This window comes from Pseudomonas sp. G5001 (assembly GCF_013385475.1).
In the GTDB taxonomy this organism is placed as follows: Bacteria; Pseudomonadota; Gammaproteobacteria; order Pseudomonadales; family Pseudomonadaceae; genus Aquipseudomonas.
In genome coordinates this window covers 34785-49258 of the sequence record NZ_JACAPZ010000033.1, presented here as the reverse complement: position 1 = coordinate 49258, position 14474 = coordinate 34785, and the positions used below count along the sequence as shown (strand labels likewise).

The window sequence follows — 14474 nt, the reverse complement described above, 5'->3', positions numbered from 1 at the left end:
GTCCAGATGCTGTGGGAAAAATTTCTGTTTGGAGTGCGACGGGGATATGCCCCTATACTCGACGCGGGTTTGTTCCCTCATAAGAAGGAGACTGTTCAGATGGATCAACAGACAAAACTGCCGTTACAGCCGCGCATGGAAGAGGGCAAGGCCCTGGTGATCGCGGGTGTGCAAGGGCGTTATTCGAAGGCCACGATTGGCGATATTCCCAAGTTGTGGGAGCTGTTCGACAGCTGCTTCAAAGAGATCAAGAAACGCGTCGGCGGCGTGACCTATGGCGTGTGCTACAACGCCAAACACGATGAATTTGACTACCTGGCCGGCGTTGAAGTACCGGCCAAGGGCGATGTACCGAGCAACTTCCAGTCGATTGAAATCCCGGCCCATCGCTATGCCGTGTTCCCGCATTTTGGCCCGGTGCAGGCGCTGGCGCAGACCTATGAACGCATCATGTTCGAATGGCTGCCGGCCTCCGGGTACAAGGTGGTCGGGGCTGATTTTGAGCGCTACAGCGCCGATTTCGATGTGGGTAAAGGCACGGGGTCCGTGGAAATCTGGATCCCGATCAACGCCGAATCCGCCTGACCGCGCCACCGGCAGGAGCGAGCACGTTCGCTCCTGCAATGGCCTCTCAATACAGCGTGGCCTTGACCCGCTCCGGCATCTCGCGGTCATAGGCTTCGGCGTCGAACGCGCCATCATTCAAGCGCTTGTGAAACGCCCCGGCGGAGGGCAGTGCCGAGCGATCCAGATGCTTTTCCGGGTTCCAGCAATCGGAGCGCACAAAGGCTTTGGAGCAATGGAAATATGCCGCCTCCACCTGCACCAGAATCACCGAACGGGCCGCTTTGCCATTTACCGCAAAGCTCTCCAGCAACTCTGGCTCGATGGAAATCTGCGCCCGGCCATTGACCCGCAACGTCTCGCCAATCCCCGGGATGATGAACAGCAACGCTATACGCGGGTCCACCACCAGATTACGCAGGGTGTCGAGGCGGTTATTCCCCGGCCGATCCGGAATCGCCAACGTGCGCTCGTCGATGATTCGTACAAAACCTGGCACGTCGCCACGGGGCGAACCGTCGATGCCGTCCGGGCCGGATGAACTCACCACCACCAAGGGTGACGCGCGGACCATGGCCTGGTAATCCTCGTTGAGAAACGGGATTTCCTTGCGCACGGCCCGTTCGTGGGGCAGGCCGTAGAGGGATTCGAGTTGTTCCAGGGTTGTTAGCATCTTCACCAGCTCCTTATTGTTTAAAACACCCACGCCAACCGGCGCTCATACCCAATCCGCCCCTTATACGCCTCCCCGCTGTCCACCCAGCCCTGCTGCAAATACAGCCCCATCGCCGCCACATTATCCGTGTCCACCGACAGCTCCAGCGCCTTGATCTGCGGCCAAACCAGGCGCGCGGCGGCGGGGAGGGCTTGCAGGCAGGCTTTGCCAAACCCCAGGCCTTGCTGATGGCGATCGACTTGCAACGCGTGCAGCGTGGCGCTGTGTTCATCCGCCCAATGGGGCAGGCAGGGTGGGCGTTTGAGCAGCAGGAAGGCCACGGGAATCTCGTCGGCGAGTAACGCAAAGCCTGCCACGCCAGGGTTCGGATTGACCAGCAGGGTGTTCAGCGCACAGTAGATATCGCCGGAAAAACCCAGTTGTTCGGGATGCACTTCCAGGGCGTTGAGTTGCTGTTGTTGCAGGGCAGTCAACGTCTGATAGGCGACGAGGCGGGTTTCCATCGGCGTAGCATCCGAAATCCTACAAAGAAGCGCGGATTCTAGCGGGTTTGCGGTAGTCGCAATTATTTTTTGCGGGACTGTCGATTGGCCCGGGGCTCAGTCGACTAAGGGTGTCTTCCGTGATTTTTCCCGCAAGGAGTATCGCCATGAGCACCGCAATCAGCAGCTTGATCGAACAATGGAAACAGGCGGTCACCGCCAAGGATGTCGAGAAGATTGTCAGCTTTTACGCCGACGATATCGTCGCGTTCGACGCCGTTAGCGCCCTGCAGTTCAAGGGCAAGGCCGCCTATCAGGCGCACTGGAAGGCGTGCATGGAGTTCTGCCCGGGCCCTGGGGTCTTTGACTTCCATGAGATGCGTATCGTCGCCGGCGATAACAGCGCCTTTGCCCACTGGCTCGCGCACTGTGGCGGCACCGGGCCCGACGGCGTACTCAAGACCTGCTGGATGCGCGTCAGCGCAGGCTACCAACGCGTTGGCGGCGAGTGGAAAGTGGTGCATGAACATTGGTCGGCACCGTTCGACATGGAAACCGGCGCCGGTCTGTTCGACCTGAAACCTTGAGCGTCGCGAACTATAGTCAGTTGTCCGAAAACGGAGAATCCCATGAAATACCTCTGCCTGATCTATAGCAACGAACAGGTGCTGCACGATTCGCCCGACAGCCCCAAGGACCCGGAATGTTTCGCCTATGGCCAGTCCGTGCAGGCCAGCGGGCGCATGCTCGCTGCCGAGCCGCTGGAGTCGGTGAGCACCGCCACCACCGTGCGCATGCGCAACGGCAAGTTGTCGATCACCGACGGACCGTTTGCCGAAACCAAGGAGCAGCTCGCCGGGTTTTACCTGATCGAAGCCAAGGACCTGAATGAAGCGATCCAGGTGGCCGGCGGCATACCGGCGGCTCGGGTCGGCAGTGTGGAAGTACGCCCCGTGCGTGAATTGAATCTCTGATCACAACAATAAAACCCAGGAGGTTTCCCATGAGCATTCAACCCAAACCCGCCGAATTTGAACTGTCCATCAGTCGCTTGATTGATGCCCCTCGCAGCCGCGTGTTCCGCGCCTGGACCGAGCCGGCCTTGTTGCAGCAGTGGTGGGGCCCACACGGCATGACCACTCCCGAGTGCGAAATGGACCTTTGGGTGGGTGGGCAATTTCGCACGCTGATGCGCGCGCCGGACGGCAGCGAATACCCAACCCAGGGCGTATTCCTGGAGATTACCGCCCCCAGTCGGCTGGTGTTTACCGACGCCTTCACCCCCGGCTGGATCCCTTCGGGCCAGCCATTCATGACCGCAGAAGTTACCTTTGAAGACGTCGACGGCAAAACCCTCTATACCGCCCGCGCCATGCACTGGAGCGCCGAAACCAAGCAGGCCCACGAAGCCATGGGCTTTCACGAGGGCTGGGGACAGAGCCTCGACCGGCTGGTGACGCTGGTGACCGAAGGCCTGCGCGATTGACGGTGCAGGCCCGGGTTGAAGCGGTTTATCGCAGCGAATCGCGGCGCATCCTGGCGACCCTGATTCGCTTGCTTGGCGATTTTGACCTGGCTGAAGAAGCCTTGCACGAGGCGTTCTTCGTCGCAGTCGAGCGCTGGGGGCAGGATGGTGTGCCGGATAACCCCCGGGCCTGGCTGGTCTCGACCGGGCGCTTCAAGGCCATCGACCGTTTACGTCGCCAGGCGCGTTTTACCCCGTGGTTGCAGGCGCAAGCCGATGCGCTGGAAGCGGCAGACTGGAGCGTTGAAGACGTGGAAGACGACCGCCTGCGCCTGATCTTCACCTGCTGCCACCCGGCGCTGGCGGCGGATGCCCAGGCGGCGCTGACCTTGCGTGAGATCTGCGACCTTACCACCGAGGAAATCGCCCGGGCGTTTCTCGCCACGCCCACTAGCATCGCCCAGCGCATCGTGCGGGCCAAGGGCAAGATCCGCGAAGCGAAGATCCCCTATCAGGTGCCATCCCTGGCGGAGTTGCCCGAGCGCCTGGACAGTGTGCTGCGGGTGATTTACCTGGTGTTCAACGAAGGCTATTCAGCGTCCATGGGCGCCGACCTGACCCGTGAAGACCTGACCCGCGAAGCGATTCGCCTGGGCCGTTTGCTGATGGAGTTGTTGCCGGAACCGGAAGTGATGGGCTTGCTGGCGCTGATGTTGCTCCACGAGTCCCGGCGCCCGGCACGCACCTCGGCCGGCGGTGAGTTGGTGTTGCTGGATGAGCAGGACCGTTCGCTGTGGGATGCGTCGTTGATTGCTGAAGGATGCGCCCTGGTGGAGAAATCCCTGACCACACGCCGCTTCGGGCCCTACAGCCTGCAGGCAGCGATTGCGGCGGTACACGCTGAAGCCGTGAGCGCCGATGAGACTGATTGGCCGCAGATCGTCGGGCTGTATGACGTGTTGCTTGGAGCGATGCCATCGCCGGTGATCGAGCTGAATCGCGCGGTGGCCGTTGCGATGCGCGATGGAGCGCAGGCCGGTTTGCAATTGGTGGACGGCATTCTGGCGCGGGGGGTGTTGGTGGACTATCACCTGGCGTACTCGGCGCGGGGCGAGTTTTGTCGGCGATTGGGCCGAGTGGAGGACGCGCGGCGAGCGTTTGAACGGGCGCTGGCATTGACCCAGCAAGTGCCCGAAAAGCGCTTTATCGAGCGGCGATTGGCCGAACTCAAATAGTGCAGGCGCCGGAGATCCAAATGTGGGAGCGGGCTTGCTCGCGAATGCGGTGTGTCAGTCAACATTTCAGTGACTGATCCACCGCATTCGCGAGCAAGCCCGCTCCCACATTTGTTCGATGTTGTCTTGATGAATGAGTTACGGCTGCTGACGCGTCGCCGCCAACACGATCTCGCGAATGCACACATGCTGCGGCTGCTGGTAGGCATAGGCAATCGCCGAAGCCACATCATCGGCGCTCAGCACGGTGCCGCCCATGTCCTGTTTCCACGCCTGGTAGCCGGTCTTGATCGCTTCGTCGGTGGTGTGGCTCAGCAGTTCGGTTTCCACCGCGCCCGGCGCAATGGTGATCACACGCACGTTGTGCGGCGACATTTCTTCCCTCAGGTTTTCCGAAATTCCATGCACGGCGAACTTGGTGCCTACATAGGCGACGTGGTTGGGGAAGGTCTTGCGCCCGGCCACCGAGCTGACGTTGATGATGGTGCCGCCCTTGCGCTTGACCATGCTGCCAGCCACCGCATGGATGCCGTTCAGCAGACCCTTTACGTTGACGTCGAGCATCTGCTCCCACTGTGCCGGGTCCTGTTCGCTGACCGCGCCCAGCAGCATCACGCCGGCATTGTTGATGAGTGCATCGGCCGGGCCGAATTGCGCTTCGGCTTCTTTCACCGCTGCCACCAGCGCAGCGCGATCGGTGATGTCGACACCGCGACTCAAGGTGTTCGGCAACTCCAGCGCATTCAGCCGGTCGATGCGGCGGGCCAGCAGCAACAGCGGGTGGCCGGCGGCCGACAGCAAGCGCGCAGTCGCTTCGCCAATGCCCGAACTGGCACCGGTGATGATGATCAATGGCTTGCTCATGGTGGAACTCCTGAAATAAGAAAAACAAATAACTGAACGTGGAGCGCAGTATATTTAGCCCTCGGCTGGCTGAAAAATGCCTTATTCCTCTGCCTGTCATCGGTATTAACTATGGATGTGCGTCATCTCAAGGCGTTTCTCGCGGTATTCGAGGAACGCAATATCACCGCCGCCGCCCAGCGCCTGTTCATCAGCCAGCCGACGTTGTCGGTGACCATCAAGCAACTGGAAGAAGAACTGGGCGTGGCGCTGTTTCTGCGCCAGCCTCGTGGGGTCGAGGTCAGTGACGAGGCGCGGGTGCTGTACCCGCAAGCCCGGCGCATGGTGGCCGAGGCCGATGCGTTGAGCCGCTTGTTTCGCGGGCGCGAAAACCGCATCGCCCTGGAACTGGGTGTGGAAGGCGATATTGCCGACAGCCAGATCGAAACCTTCCTGCGCATGGCGCACCAGGGCCTGCCGGGTTTGCTGCTGACCTTGCAGGAAGGCTGCGAAGGAGAGGGGCGCCTGGCGGTAGAGGAAATGTGCTGCGAGGACGAATTATTCCTGCCGCTTTGGGAAGAGTCCTACGTGATGGCACTGCCGATTGCGCACCCGATGGCGGCGGGCGGCAAGGAGCAGGCCTGGGCGCCGATCGAAGACTGGATTACCTGCCCGCAGCATGATTCCCACCAACGGCTGATGGCCTTGTACGGCCGCTCGCCCCAGGCGGTGGCCGGGCATGCCGGTTCGTTGACCCAGGCATTGCACATGGTGGCGGCCGGTGTCGGCGTGGCGATGTTGCCGCAGTCGCTGGCGGCGGAGCGGGCCGGGGTGGTGATTCGCCCTTGGCACCTGCCGGCACCGACGCGCCGGGTGGGGCTGTGCTTTGCCGCCCAGGCCCTGGAGTTGCCGGCGTTGCGGGCCTTGCATGAGTATTTCCAGAACAACCGCCCGCCGCAGATTGAAGCCGCCTGACGGCGCCTTTGAATTCACCGCAAATTCAATGTGGGAGCTGGCTTGCCTGCGATAGCGGTGGTGACTGACACACCGCTATCGCAGGCAAGCCAGCTCCCACATTTGATCTTCATTGTTGCGAATAGTGTGTTCCGCCGTTATTCCAGCATCTTGCCCAGCAACCAACTGCCGGCCGGGCCGGGCGGATGCTGGCGTGACCACAACGCGTCCACCGCCACCGAGCGCGGCCAGCCCCGGGCCTTGATTTCACACAGGTGGTCGCCGCCAAACCGCTCCACCAGCCAGCGCGGCAGCGGTGCCCAGCCAAAACCCAGTTGTGCCATTTCCATCAGCATCAGGTAACTGGGCGCTGACCACACCCGGCCCAGGCCGCGGGTTTCATTCGGGTTGATGATGCTCGCCAGGCGCAGTTCGCGGTGTTGTTCCAGGGTTTGCTGGTCGATGTCCGCAAGGTTCGCCAGCGGATGTCTGGGTGAGACAAACAGCGCGATTTCCGTGCGCTCTTCCACGGTGGTGCTGGTGAGGTCCGGCGGGTAAACCTCCTGCATCTCGATAAACGCAATCTGCGCCCGGCCACTTTGCACCAGGGCAATCAAGTCCTCGCATTCGGCGATCAGGCATTCCAGCTCCAGGTCCGGGTAGCGCTGCTCGAAGGCGCTGAGGGCGGTTTCGAAACGGTCCGACTGGTACGTATCGGACATCGCGATACTCAACTTCGGCTCCAACCCCTGGGACAACTGGCTGGCCGCCAACTCCAGGCGGCTGCTGGCTTCCAGCACCTGCTCGGCGCGTTGCAGCAGCACATGCCCGGCCGGGGTCAGCGTGGGCTTGCGGCTGCTGCGATCAAACAGCACCACATCCAGGTCAATCTCCAGGCTGGCCACCGCCGCGCTGACGGTGGACTGGCTCTTGCCCAGCTTGCGCGCCGCCGCTGAAAACGAACCGTGGGTCGCCGCCTGCACAAACGCCTGAAGCACTTCGTGGGATGCCATGACTATCGCCTTGATCGATGGTTACTGGTTATGAAGTATCGAGTCAAAGGGTAATGATGGCAACCATCGTCACTCACGGAGAACGGGTCATGACACCCACTAAGTCGATTACTGAACGCGTTTGGCAGGCCATTGGTTTTGAAGGTTTGGCCTTGTTGATCTGTACACCGCTGCTGGCGTGGATCATGGATAAACCGGCCCTGGAGATGGGCATGGTGACCTTGGCCATCAGCCTTATGGCACTGGCCTGGAACGTGATTTTCAACGGCCTGTTCGACCGTCTCAAGGCGCGCCTGCAACTGTCCGGCGGGGTGTGGACCCGCGTGCTGCATGCGTTGATGTTTGAAGGCGGGCTGGTGGCGATCTGTGTGCCGTTGATTGCCTGGTGGCTGAACATCAGCCTGATGCAGGCGTTTATCCTCGACATCGGCGTGTTGCTGTTTTTCCTGCCGTACACCTATGTGTATCACTGGGGGTATGACGCCGCGCGGGAGCGGATTATGCAGAAACGGATGCGCACCGCGTAGGAGTCCGGCTTGCCGGCGATGGCGATTTTGGATACGTCATCGCCGGCAAGCCAGCTCCTACAGGGGTTGTAGGGCGGCCACAAAATCGAGGAACGCCCGCACCTTGGCCGCTGGCAAGTGCCGCGACGGGTAGAAGGCATACAACGGGAAGCGCTCGTCGGGCCAGTCGGGAAACAACTCGATCAACGCGCCGGATTTCAGCGCCGGTGCCAGCCCAAGGTCGAGCATTTGCGCCACTGCATGGCCGTGTTCGCACACGCTGTACAAGGTCCCGGCATCGTTGACCACCAGCCGCCCGCTGGTGGCGATGTTGACCTGCTCGCCCGGCCGGTGGAATTCCCAGCCAAACGGCCGGCCGGTCTGGGAGTCGCGAAAGTCGATGCACACGTGCTGGCCGTCTTCCAGGTCCTTGGGGTGTGAAGGGCGACCATGCCGCTCGAGATAAGCTGGCGAGGCCAACGTCAGCACCCGCACTTCCATCAGCTTGCGGGCGATCAGCGAGGACGATTGCGGAATGCCAAAACGGATGGCCAGGTCAAAGCCATCCGCCACCAGGTCCCCGAGTTGATCCCGCGTGTGCAGGTCCAACTGCAGCTGCGGGTATTGGCTCATGAATTCACCCAGCACCGGCCCCAGCACCAGCCGCGAAAAGTACGGGTCGATGTTCACCCGCAACCGCCCGCGAACCGTCAGGGCGCTGTCGGCCGCCGAGCTGGCGGCTTCTTCCAGGCCGGCCAGCAGGGGGGCGATTTCCTGGTAGAAACGCCGGCCCTCGTCGGTCAATTGCACCGAGCGGGTAGTGCGGTCGAACAGGCGGATGCCCAAGCGTTTTTCCAGCCGCGAAATAGCCCGGCTGACCCCCGAAGGCGTCATCTCCAGGCTGTCGGCGGCGCGGGCGAAACTGCCGCTGTCGACCACGGCGGCCAGTACGCCCATGCCACCGGCCAGTCCTGGATCAAAACTCATGGGTGATTGCCTGTCAGGTATCCGAAAGCATTGATGCTAGCGGAGAATCCGAGAGCGTTACAGAAACATCCCGCCCGAGGCCTCGACCCGTTGCCCGGTGATCCAGTTGCTGCCGTCGGCCAGCAGGGTGGAAATCGCCCCGCCGATATCATCCGGCAAGCCTGCGCGACCGAGGGCGGTGTTGTTGGCGACCATCGCGTTCACGTCCGGATTGTCGCGCACCACGCCGCCGCTGAAGTCGGTGGCGATCGCGCCGGGGGCCAGGGTGTTGACGGTGATGCCACGGGCACCCAGTTCCTTGGCCTGGTAGCGGGTCAGCACTTCCACCGCGCCTTTCATCGAGGCATAGGCCGAATAACCCGGCAGGCTGAAGCGCGCCAGGCCGCTGGAGATATTGATGATGCGGCCACCGTCGCTGATCAGCGGCAGCAGTTTCTGGGTCAGGAAAAACGGGCCTTTGAAGTGGATCGCCACCAGTTGGTCGAACTGCGCTTCGGTGGTGTCGGCGAAGCTGGCGTGGGCGCCGATCCCGGCGTTGTTGATCAGGAAGTTGAAGTGCGCCTGGCCGAACACGTCCTTCAATACCGAGCCGACCTGGGCGGTGAACGCCTCGAAGGTGGAACTCTGGCTGACGTCCAGTTGCAGCATGGCCGCCTTGCCGCCAAGCGCTTCGACTTGGGCGACCACGGTCTGGGCTTCGTCCGCTGCGCTGTTGTAGGTACCGATAATGTCGACGCCTTGTGCCGCCAGGTGCAGCGCAGCGCTTTTGCCCAGGCCGCGGCTGGCGCCGGTGATGAGTGCGATTTTACGGGTCATGGTGAAGTCCTCGAGCGTGTGATGGTTCGTGGGACTGAGTGTATTTGTCCGGCCATAACGTGATAAACAGAGCTATGCCGGAATCACTGGCCGGATAAGGCGAACAATCCCATGAACAAACTAGAGTTGCTGCGTACCTTCGTGCGCGTCACCGAACTGTCGAGTTTCACCCAGGCGGGCGAGAGCCTGGGCTTGCCGCGCTCCACGGTTTCCGAGCATGTGCAGGCGCTGGAAGAGTTGCTGGGCGCGCGCCTGTTGCAGCGCACCACGCGCAAGGTCCAGGCGACCCAGGACGGGCGCGTGCTGTATGAGCGCAGCAAGGATTTGCTGTCGCACATGGAAGAGCTGGAAGGCTTGTTTCGCCAGGATGAAGCGCAGCTGGCGGGGCGCATTCGGGTGGACATGCCCAATGTCATGGCCCGGGAATTGATCCTGCCGCGCCTGCCCGAGTTCATGGACCTGCACCCGCTGATCGAGCTGGAAATCAGCAGCACCGACCGCCAGGTTGATTTGCTGGCGGAAGGTTTCGACTGCGTCTTGCGCGTCGGTGCGCAGCCGGACCAGTCGGTGGTAGCCCGATTGTTGTGCAGCATGCCGATGATCAACTGCGCCAGTGCTGCGTACCTGAAGCGCCACGGCGTACCCAGGACGCTCGCTGATTTGGCTCACCATAAACTGGTGCATTACGTACGCCCGCTGGGCTCACGTTCCCCAGGGTTTGAATACGTACAAGGCAACAAGGTGCAGCGGATTCCCATGGCCGGGCGCGTCACGGTCAACAGCACCGACGCTTACCGGGCGGCGTGCATCGGTGGCTTTGGCCTGACCCAGGTGCCCGCCCTGGGCATTCACGATCAACTGGCCAGCGGCGAGTTGGTGGCGGTGCTGCCGGACTATCCGGCGCCGGCACTGGACGTGTCCCTGCTGTACGCCGGCCAACGGCATTTGCCGCTGCGGGTGCGGGTGTTCATGGATTGGCTGGCCGCCACCTTGCAGGCTGCTTTCAACGCCGGGCAGACAACTGCTGCGGCGCCAGGAATGCATCATGGAAGTAATCCCGAAACGCCTGCATCGCCGGCGTGAAATCGCGCTCGCGGTGCCAGGCCAGGCCGACGCTCATGGGCGTGACCTTGTCGGTGACGCTCACGGTTTCGATGCGTTTGCCTTCCAGTGACCACGGGCGATGCACCAGGTCTGACAAGATCGCCACGCCGCTGCCGTTGGCGACCATGCTGCGCACTGCCTCCACCGAACTGGTGCGCAGCCGCACCGTGGGGGTTTGCCCGGCCTGTTCCCAGTAGCGCATGGCGCTTTGTTCGGCTTCGTCGACGGTGAGGAAAATGTACGGCTCCCTGGCCACATCGGCGAGGCTCACGGCGGGGCGTTCGCACAACGGGTGATGGCTGGGCAGCCACAGGCGGCGTTCGGAGTTGAAGAGGATTTCCGAGACGATATCCGCGTGGGTGAGGTTGGCGGTGAGCACCACGGCCATATCGAACTGGCCGTTAAGCAGGCCGTGTTCGATGGCCTGGCGTTCCTGTTCGAACACCTCGATGGTCACGTCCGGGTGCCAGTGTTCCATGCGCTGCAAGTGGTGCGGCAGGAAGTAACCGAGCACGGTGTAGCTGGCGGCCACCCGCAATACGCCGCTGGCGCGGTAGTCCGGCAGCGGGCTGTTCAGGGCATCGTCGACGCTGCGCACAATCACATACGCCCGGTTGAGGAAATGCCGCCCGGCGTCGGTCAGGCTCATGCCCTGGGCCGAGCGCACGAATAGCTGCGCGCCGAGCATCGCTTCCAGCTCCTTGATCGCGGTGGTCACCGCCGATTGGGAGATGTTCAGGTGAATCGCCGCCTGGGAGATCTGGCCGATTTCGGCGGTGGCGACGAAGTAGCGGATTTGGCGCAGGGTCAGGGACATTGGTTTCTCCGCTCGCTCCCACGCTCTGCGTGGGAACGCATCCTGTGACGCTCTGCGTCACGATTTCAAGGGCGGACGCAGAGCGTCCAGGGCGGCATTCCCACGCGGAGCGTGGGAACGATCAGTATCGGGTATCTGATTTTCAGAAGATGGGCCATCTGATAATAGATCTTCCCAAGGGGTCAAGGGGCAGCCTAATTTCCATCGCAAGAACTTCAACGGAGCGACCCCGATGCAGGCAGTGGATTTCAATTCGGACATGGGCGAAGGCTTCGGCCCCTGGACCATCGGCGATGGCGTCGACAGTGAACTGATGGCCTACATCAGCTCGGCCAACATCGCCACCGGCTTTCATGCCGGCGACCCGGGCACCATGCGCCGCACCGTCGAGCGCGCCAAGCAACTGGGTGTGGCGATTGGCGCGCACCCGGGTTTTCGCGACCTCGTAGGTTTCGGCCGACGCCATATCAACGCCCCGGCCCAGGAGCTGGTGGACGACATGCTCTATCAACTCGGCGCCCTGCGGGAAATCGCCCGGGTGCAGGGCCTCACGCTGCAACACATCAAGCCCCACGGCGCGCTGTATATGCACCTGGCGCGGGATGAAGAAGCGGCGCGGTTGCTGGTGGAAAACCTGCAACGGCTGGAGCCCACGCTGCTGCTGTATTGCATGCCGAATTCGGTGATCTGGCGTATCGCCAAGGAACTCGGCCAGCCGGTGGTGCGGGAGTTTTATGCCGACCGTGAGTACGATCTCACCGGCTCCATCGTGTTTACCCGCAATGTGCGGGCGCTGGATCCGGCGACGGTTGCGGCGCGCGTACTACGGGCTTGCCAGACCGGGCTGGTACGTACGGTGGAAGGGGAAGACCTGTTTATCGAATTCGATTCCATCTGCCTGCACAGCGACACCCCCGGCGCCCTTGAACTGGTGGAAGCCACCCGTGAAGCGCTGGATCAGGCGGGCATCGAAGTGCGCACACCCCGCTGACCGACACCGGTGCGCAGACACCGGGTCTGATTGATTTTTTGCCTGCCTTTCTACAATGATTCCAAGAGGAACAGACATGGCTGAATCTTCCCCGATCCGCTACAGCTTTGGCGGTGATGAACACCTGTTTGCCGAGGTCAGCGAGAGCATGTCCCTGGAGGCTTTCTTCAAGGGCATGGCCGTCACCCGCGCGGTGGAACGCTTGGCCCTGGACGGTGTGCTGGACGTCTGCCTGGCAAACGCCTCGTTCCAGATTCGCTTCGACCCGGACCGCATCGCGCCCCACGTGTTGCTCGACGCGGTACAAAGCGCCGAAGCCCAGGCCGTGGCCGAACGTACCTTGCACACCCGCATCATCGAAATCCCGGTGCTGTACAACGACCCCTGGACCCATGAAACCCTGATGCGCTTTCGCGACCGTCATCAGGACCCGACCGGTACCGACCTGGAATACGCAGCGCGGATCAACGGCCTGGCGGATGTGGACGCGTTTATCGCGGCCCACAGTGGCGCGCCGTGGTTTGTCTCGATGGTGGGGTTTGTGGCGGGCTTGCCGTTCATGTTCCAGATGGTGGAACGCGAGCGGCAGTTGCAGGTGCCCAAGTACCTGCGCCCACGCACCGACACGCCGAAATTGACCCTCGGCCACGGCGGCTGCTTTGGCTGTATCTATTCGGTACGCGGCGCCGGCGGTTACCAGATGTTCGGCGTCACCCCGGCGCCGATCTACGACCCGCAACAGCAACTGGCTTACCTGAAAGAGCACATGGTGTTCTTCCGCCCCGGCGACATCGTGCAGTTCAAACCCATGGACCGCGACGCCTATGATCTGGCCGTGGCAGAAGTGGACGCAGGGCGCTTCGACCTGCGCATCCGCCCGGTGGAGTTTTCCCTCGACGCCTTTCTCGCCGACCCCATCGGCTACCCGAAAACCCTGCAGGAGGCGCTGGCATGATCAAGGTACTCAAACCCGGCCTCGCCACCTCCGTGCAGGATCTTGGCCGCGAAGGTTATTACCACCTCGGCATCCCGCCATCCGGCGCCCTGGACCAATACGCGTTGAGCGCGGCCAACCACCTGGTGGGCAACCCCATCGGCGCTGCCGGGCTGGAATGCACGTTGATCGGGCCGGAGCTGGAGTTTCAGCAGGATGCCCTGGTGGCGTTGTGCGGGGCGCTGATGTCGCCGCGCCTGGACGGCGTGGTGGTGCATCAGGACACCGCGTTTGAAGTGCGCGCCGGGCAAGTACTGCGCTTTGAATTTCCCAGGGCCGGCGCGCGGACTTACCTGGCGGTGGCCGGTGGCATCGATGTGCCGCTGGTGTTGGGCAGCCGCTCGACTTACACCCTCGGCGCATTGGGCGGGTTTCAGGGGCGGCGGCTGGTGGAGGGTGATGAACTGCCCGTGGGCGAAGCCAGCGGCAAAGGCCGGGCTGGGAACAGTTTGCCCATGGCGTTGCGCCAATCGGTGGGTGGGGACGTGACCCTGCGGGTGGTGCCGGGGCTGTATTACGAGCGACTGACGCCCGCCGCCAAAAGCAGCTTTTTTGCCGAGCCCTGGACGGTGGGGTCGGAGGCCGACCGCATCGGCTATCGCTTCAAGGGCGGCAATGCCTTGAGCTTTCAGCCACGGGAACAGCCGTTTGGCGCCGGGTCCGATCCGTCGAACATCGTCGACAGTTGCTACCCCATCGGCTCGATCCAGGTACCGGCGGGCCTGGAGCCGATCGTGCTGCACCGGGACGCGGTGTCGGGCGGGGGCTACGCGATGATTGGCACGGTGATCAGTGCCGACCTGGATCTGATCGGGCAGATGCAACCGAACCAGCGGGCGGGGTTTGTGGCGGTGACGCTGGAGGAAGCGTTGGAGGCGCGGCGGGTGTACAAGAAGCGGTTGAAGCTGATGGGCGGGTTGTTTAGCACCTGAACTCACCACTGAACCCAATGTGGGAGCGGGCTTGCTCGCGAAAGCGGAGTGTCAGTCAATAAGTCTGTGACTGAGCCACCGCATTCGCGAGCAAG

The 14474-nt window shown here is 62.4% G+C and carries 18 protein-coding genes; 11 read left to right on the top strand and 7 right to left on the bottom strand.

Annotated features, from left to right (window positions below):
- Positions 1–99 precede the first annotated feature (99 nt).
- Entirely contained in the window at positions 100–585 is a 486-nt protein-coding gene (locus tag HX805_RS24730; RefSeq protein ID WP_003213098.1) for a GyrI-like domain-containing protein, read from the top strand.
- 46 nt (positions 586–631) lie between these two features.
- On the opposite strand, the gene HX805_RS24725 is transcribed toward HX805_RS24730, so the two are convergent.
- Both HX805_RS24725 and HX805_RS24720 read right to left on the bottom strand, forming a co-directional pair.
- Positions 632–1237, bottom strand: coding sequence for a pyridoxamine 5'-phosphate oxidase family protein (locus HX805_RS24725; RefSeq protein ID WP_063027754.1), 606 nt, complete (start codon positions 1235–1237; stop codon positions 632–634).
- Between the two features lie 20 nt (positions 1238–1257).
- On the bottom strand, positions 1258–1743 hold the full coding sequence (locus tag HX805_RS24720; protein WP_134327202.1) for an N-acetyltransferase: 486 nt from the start codon (positions 1741–1743) through the stop codon (positions 1258–1260).
- Positions 1744–1889: 146 nt separating this feature from the next.
- On the opposite strand from HX805_RS24720, the gene HX805_RS24715 reads away from it, so the two are divergent.
- The 4 genes from HX805_RS24715 to HX805_RS24700 are packed head-to-tail and all read left to right on the top strand — an operon-like array spanning position 1890 to position 4422.
- Positions 1890–2309: a nuclear transport factor 2 family protein gene (locus tag HX805_RS24715; RefSeq protein ID WP_003213104.1), complete on the top strand. Its 420-nt coding sequence runs from the start codon at positions 1890–1892 to the stop codon at positions 2307–2309.
- Between the two features lie 42 nt (positions 2310–2351).
- Complete coding sequence (locus tag HX805_RS24710) at positions 2352–2696, top strand: YciI family protein (protein ID WP_003213107.1); 345 nt, start codon at positions 2352–2354, stop codon at positions 2694–2696.
- Positions 2697–2725: 29 nt separating this feature from the next.
- The gene (locus HX805_RS24705) at positions 2726–3208 is read left to right on the top strand and encodes an SRPBCC family protein (RefSeq protein ID WP_003213108.1); all 483 of its coding nucleotides are present in this window, start codon (positions 2726–2728) and stop codon (positions 3206–3208) included.
- A gap of 2 nt (positions 3209–3210) precedes the next feature.
- On the top strand, positions 3211–4422 hold the full coding sequence (locus HX805_RS24700) for an RNA polymerase sigma factor (protein WP_177081098.1): 1212 nt from the start codon (positions 3211–3213) through the stop codon (positions 4420–4422).
- A gap of 138 nt (positions 4423–4560) precedes the next feature.
- Here the strand turns inward: HX805_RS24700 and HX805_RS24695 are convergent, their stop codons facing one another.
- The gene (locus HX805_RS24695) at positions 4561–5286 is read right to left on the bottom strand and encodes an SDR family oxidoreductase (protein ID WP_177035210.1); all 726 of its coding nucleotides are present in this window, start codon (positions 5284–5286) and stop codon (positions 4561–4563) included.
- A gap of 111 nt (positions 5287–5397) precedes the next feature.
- On the opposite strand from HX805_RS24695, the gene HX805_RS24690 reads away from it, so the two are divergent.
- Complete coding sequence (locus HX805_RS24690) at positions 5398–6240, top strand: LysR family transcriptional regulator (RefSeq protein WP_003211429.1); 843 nt, start codon at positions 5398–5400, stop codon at positions 6238–6240.
- 137 nt (positions 6241–6377) lie between these two features.
- Here HX805_RS24690 and HX805_RS24685 read toward each other — a convergent pair whose 3' ends face one another.
- Complete coding sequence (locus HX805_RS24685; protein WP_087693158.1) at positions 6378–7232, bottom strand: LysR family transcriptional regulator; 855 nt, start codon at positions 7230–7232, stop codon at positions 6378–6380.
- Positions 7233–7321: 89 nt separating this feature from the next.
- Here HX805_RS24685 and HX805_RS24680 point away from each other — a divergent pair, with 89 nt between their 5' ends.
- Positions 7322–7759: a multidrug/biocide efflux PACE transporter gene (locus HX805_RS24680; protein WP_177081074.1), complete on the top strand. Its 438-nt coding sequence runs from the start codon at positions 7322–7324 to the stop codon at positions 7757–7759.
- Between the two features lie 57 nt (positions 7760–7816).
- On the opposite strand, the gene HX805_RS24675 is transcribed toward HX805_RS24680, so the two are convergent.
- A complete protein-coding gene (locus tag HX805_RS24675; protein WP_003211434.1) occupies positions 7817–8725 on the bottom strand; it encodes a LysR family transcriptional regulator in 909 nt (302 codons plus the stop codon).
- Positions 8726–8782: 57 nt separating this feature from the next.
- Positions 8783–9541 (bottom strand): SDR family NAD(P)-dependent oxidoreductase, encoded by a 759-nt coding sequence (locus tag HX805_RS24670; RefSeq protein ID WP_177081073.1) that lies wholly within the window; start codon positions 9539–9541, stop codon positions 8783–8785.
- A 111-nt stretch (positions 9542–9652) separates the two neighbouring features.
- Here HX805_RS24670 and HX805_RS24665 point away from each other — a divergent pair, with 111 nt between their 5' ends.
- A complete protein-coding gene (locus tag HX805_RS24665) occupies positions 9653–10624 on the top strand; it encodes a LysR family transcriptional regulator (protein WP_177117366.1) in 972 nt (323 codons plus the stop codon).
- Here HX805_RS24665 and HX805_RS24660 read toward each other — a convergent pair.
- Positions 10545–11462 (bottom strand): LysR family transcriptional regulator, encoded by a 918-nt coding sequence (locus HX805_RS24660; RefSeq protein ID WP_177019369.1) that lies wholly within the window; start codon positions 11460–11462, stop codon positions 10545–10547. The two genes, HX805_RS24665 and HX805_RS24660, sit on opposite strands and share 80 nt — an antisense overlap.
- Before the next feature lie 232 nt (positions 11463–11694).
- Here HX805_RS24660 and HX805_RS24655 point away from each other — a divergent pair, with 232 nt between their 5' ends.
- The 3 genes from HX805_RS24655 (at position 11695) to HX805_RS24645 (ending at position 14379) form a co-directional block, all read left to right on the top strand.
- Positions 11695–12453 carry a 5-oxoprolinase subunit PxpA gene (locus HX805_RS24655; RefSeq protein WP_003211441.1) on the top strand — a complete coding sequence of 253 codons (759 nt, stop codon included), beginning with the start codon at positions 11695–11697 and terminating at the stop codon, positions 12451–12453.
- 76 nt (positions 12454–12529) lie between these two features.
- Positions 12530–13408 (top strand): allophanate hydrolase subunit 1, encoded by an 879-nt coding sequence (locus tag HX805_RS24650; RefSeq protein ID WP_008432967.1) that lies wholly within the window; start codon positions 12530–12532, stop codon positions 13406–13408.
- The gene (locus HX805_RS24645; protein WP_177022225.1) at positions 13405–14379 is read left to right on the top strand and encodes a biotin-dependent carboxyltransferase family protein; all 975 of its coding nucleotides are present in this window, start codon (positions 13405–13407) and stop codon (positions 14377–14379) included. The genes HX805_RS24650 and HX805_RS24645 overlap by 4 nt, the downstream gene beginning before the upstream one ends.
- Positions 14380–14474: the final 95 nt, after the last annotated feature.

Bases quoted from the DNA above. Each gene is read 5' to 3' on its own strand.
- HX805_RS24730 (WP_003213098.1), top strand. From the start codon at position 100: ATGGATCAACAGACAAAACTGCCGTTACAGCCGCGCATGGAAGAGGGC.
- HX805_RS24725 (WP_063027754.1), bottom strand. From the start codon at position 1,237: ATGCTAACAACCCTGGAACAACTCGAATCCCTCTACGGCCTGCCCCAC.
- HX805_RS24720 (WP_134327202.1), bottom strand. From the start codon at position 1,743: ATGGAAACCCGCCTCGTCGCCTATCAGACGTTGACTGCCCTGCAACAA.
- HX805_RS24715 (WP_003213104.1), top strand. From the start codon at position 1,890: ATGAGCACCGCAATCAGCAGCTTGATCGAACAATGGAAACAGGCGGTC.
- HX805_RS24710 (WP_003213107.1), top strand. From the start codon at position 2,352: ATGAAATACCTCTGCCTGATCTATAGCAACGAACAGGTGCTGCACGAT.
- HX805_RS24705 (WP_003213108.1), top strand. From the start codon at position 2,726: ATGAGCATTCAACCCAAACCCGCCGAATTTGAACTGTCCATCAGTCGC.
- HX805_RS24695 (WP_177035210.1), bottom strand. From the start codon at position 5,286: ATGAGCAAGCCATTGATCATCATCACCGGTGCCAGTTCGGGCATTGGC.
- HX805_RS24690 (WP_003211429.1), top strand. From the start codon at position 5,398: ATGGATGTGCGTCATCTCAAGGCGTTTCTCGCGGTATTCGAGGAACGC.
- HX805_RS24685 (WP_087693158.1), bottom strand. From the start codon at position 7,232: ATGGCATCCCACGAAGTGCTTCAGGCGTTTGTGCAGGCGGCGACCCAC.
- HX805_RS24680 (WP_177081074.1), top strand. From the start codon at position 7,322: ATGACACCCACTAAGTCGATTACTGAACGCGTTTGGCAGGCCATTGGT.
- HX805_RS24675 (WP_003211434.1), bottom strand. From the start codon at position 8,725: ATGAGTTTTGATCCAGGACTGGCCGGTGGCATGGGCGTACTGGCCGCC.
- HX805_RS24670 (WP_177081073.1), bottom strand. From the start codon at position 9,541: ATGACCCGTAAAATCGCACTCATCACCGGCGCCAGCCGCGGCCTGGGC.
- HX805_RS24665 (WP_177117366.1), top strand. From the start codon at position 9,653: ATGAACAAACTAGAGTTGCTGCGTACCTTCGTGCGCGTCACCGAACTG.
- HX805_RS24660 (WP_177019369.1), bottom strand. From the start codon at position 11,462: ATGTCCCTGACCCTGCGCCAAATCCGCTACTTCGTCGCCACCGCCGAA.
- HX805_RS24655 (WP_003211441.1), top strand. From the start codon at position 11,695: ATGCAGGCAGTGGATTTCAATTCGGACATGGGCGAAGGCTTCGGCCCC.
- HX805_RS24650 (WP_008432967.1), top strand. From the start codon at position 12,530: ATGGCTGAATCTTCCCCGATCCGCTACAGCTTTGGCGGTGATGAACAC.
- HX805_RS24645 (WP_177022225.1), top strand. From the start codon at position 13,405: ATGATCAAGGTACTCAAACCCGGCCTCGCCACCTCCGTGCAGGATCTT.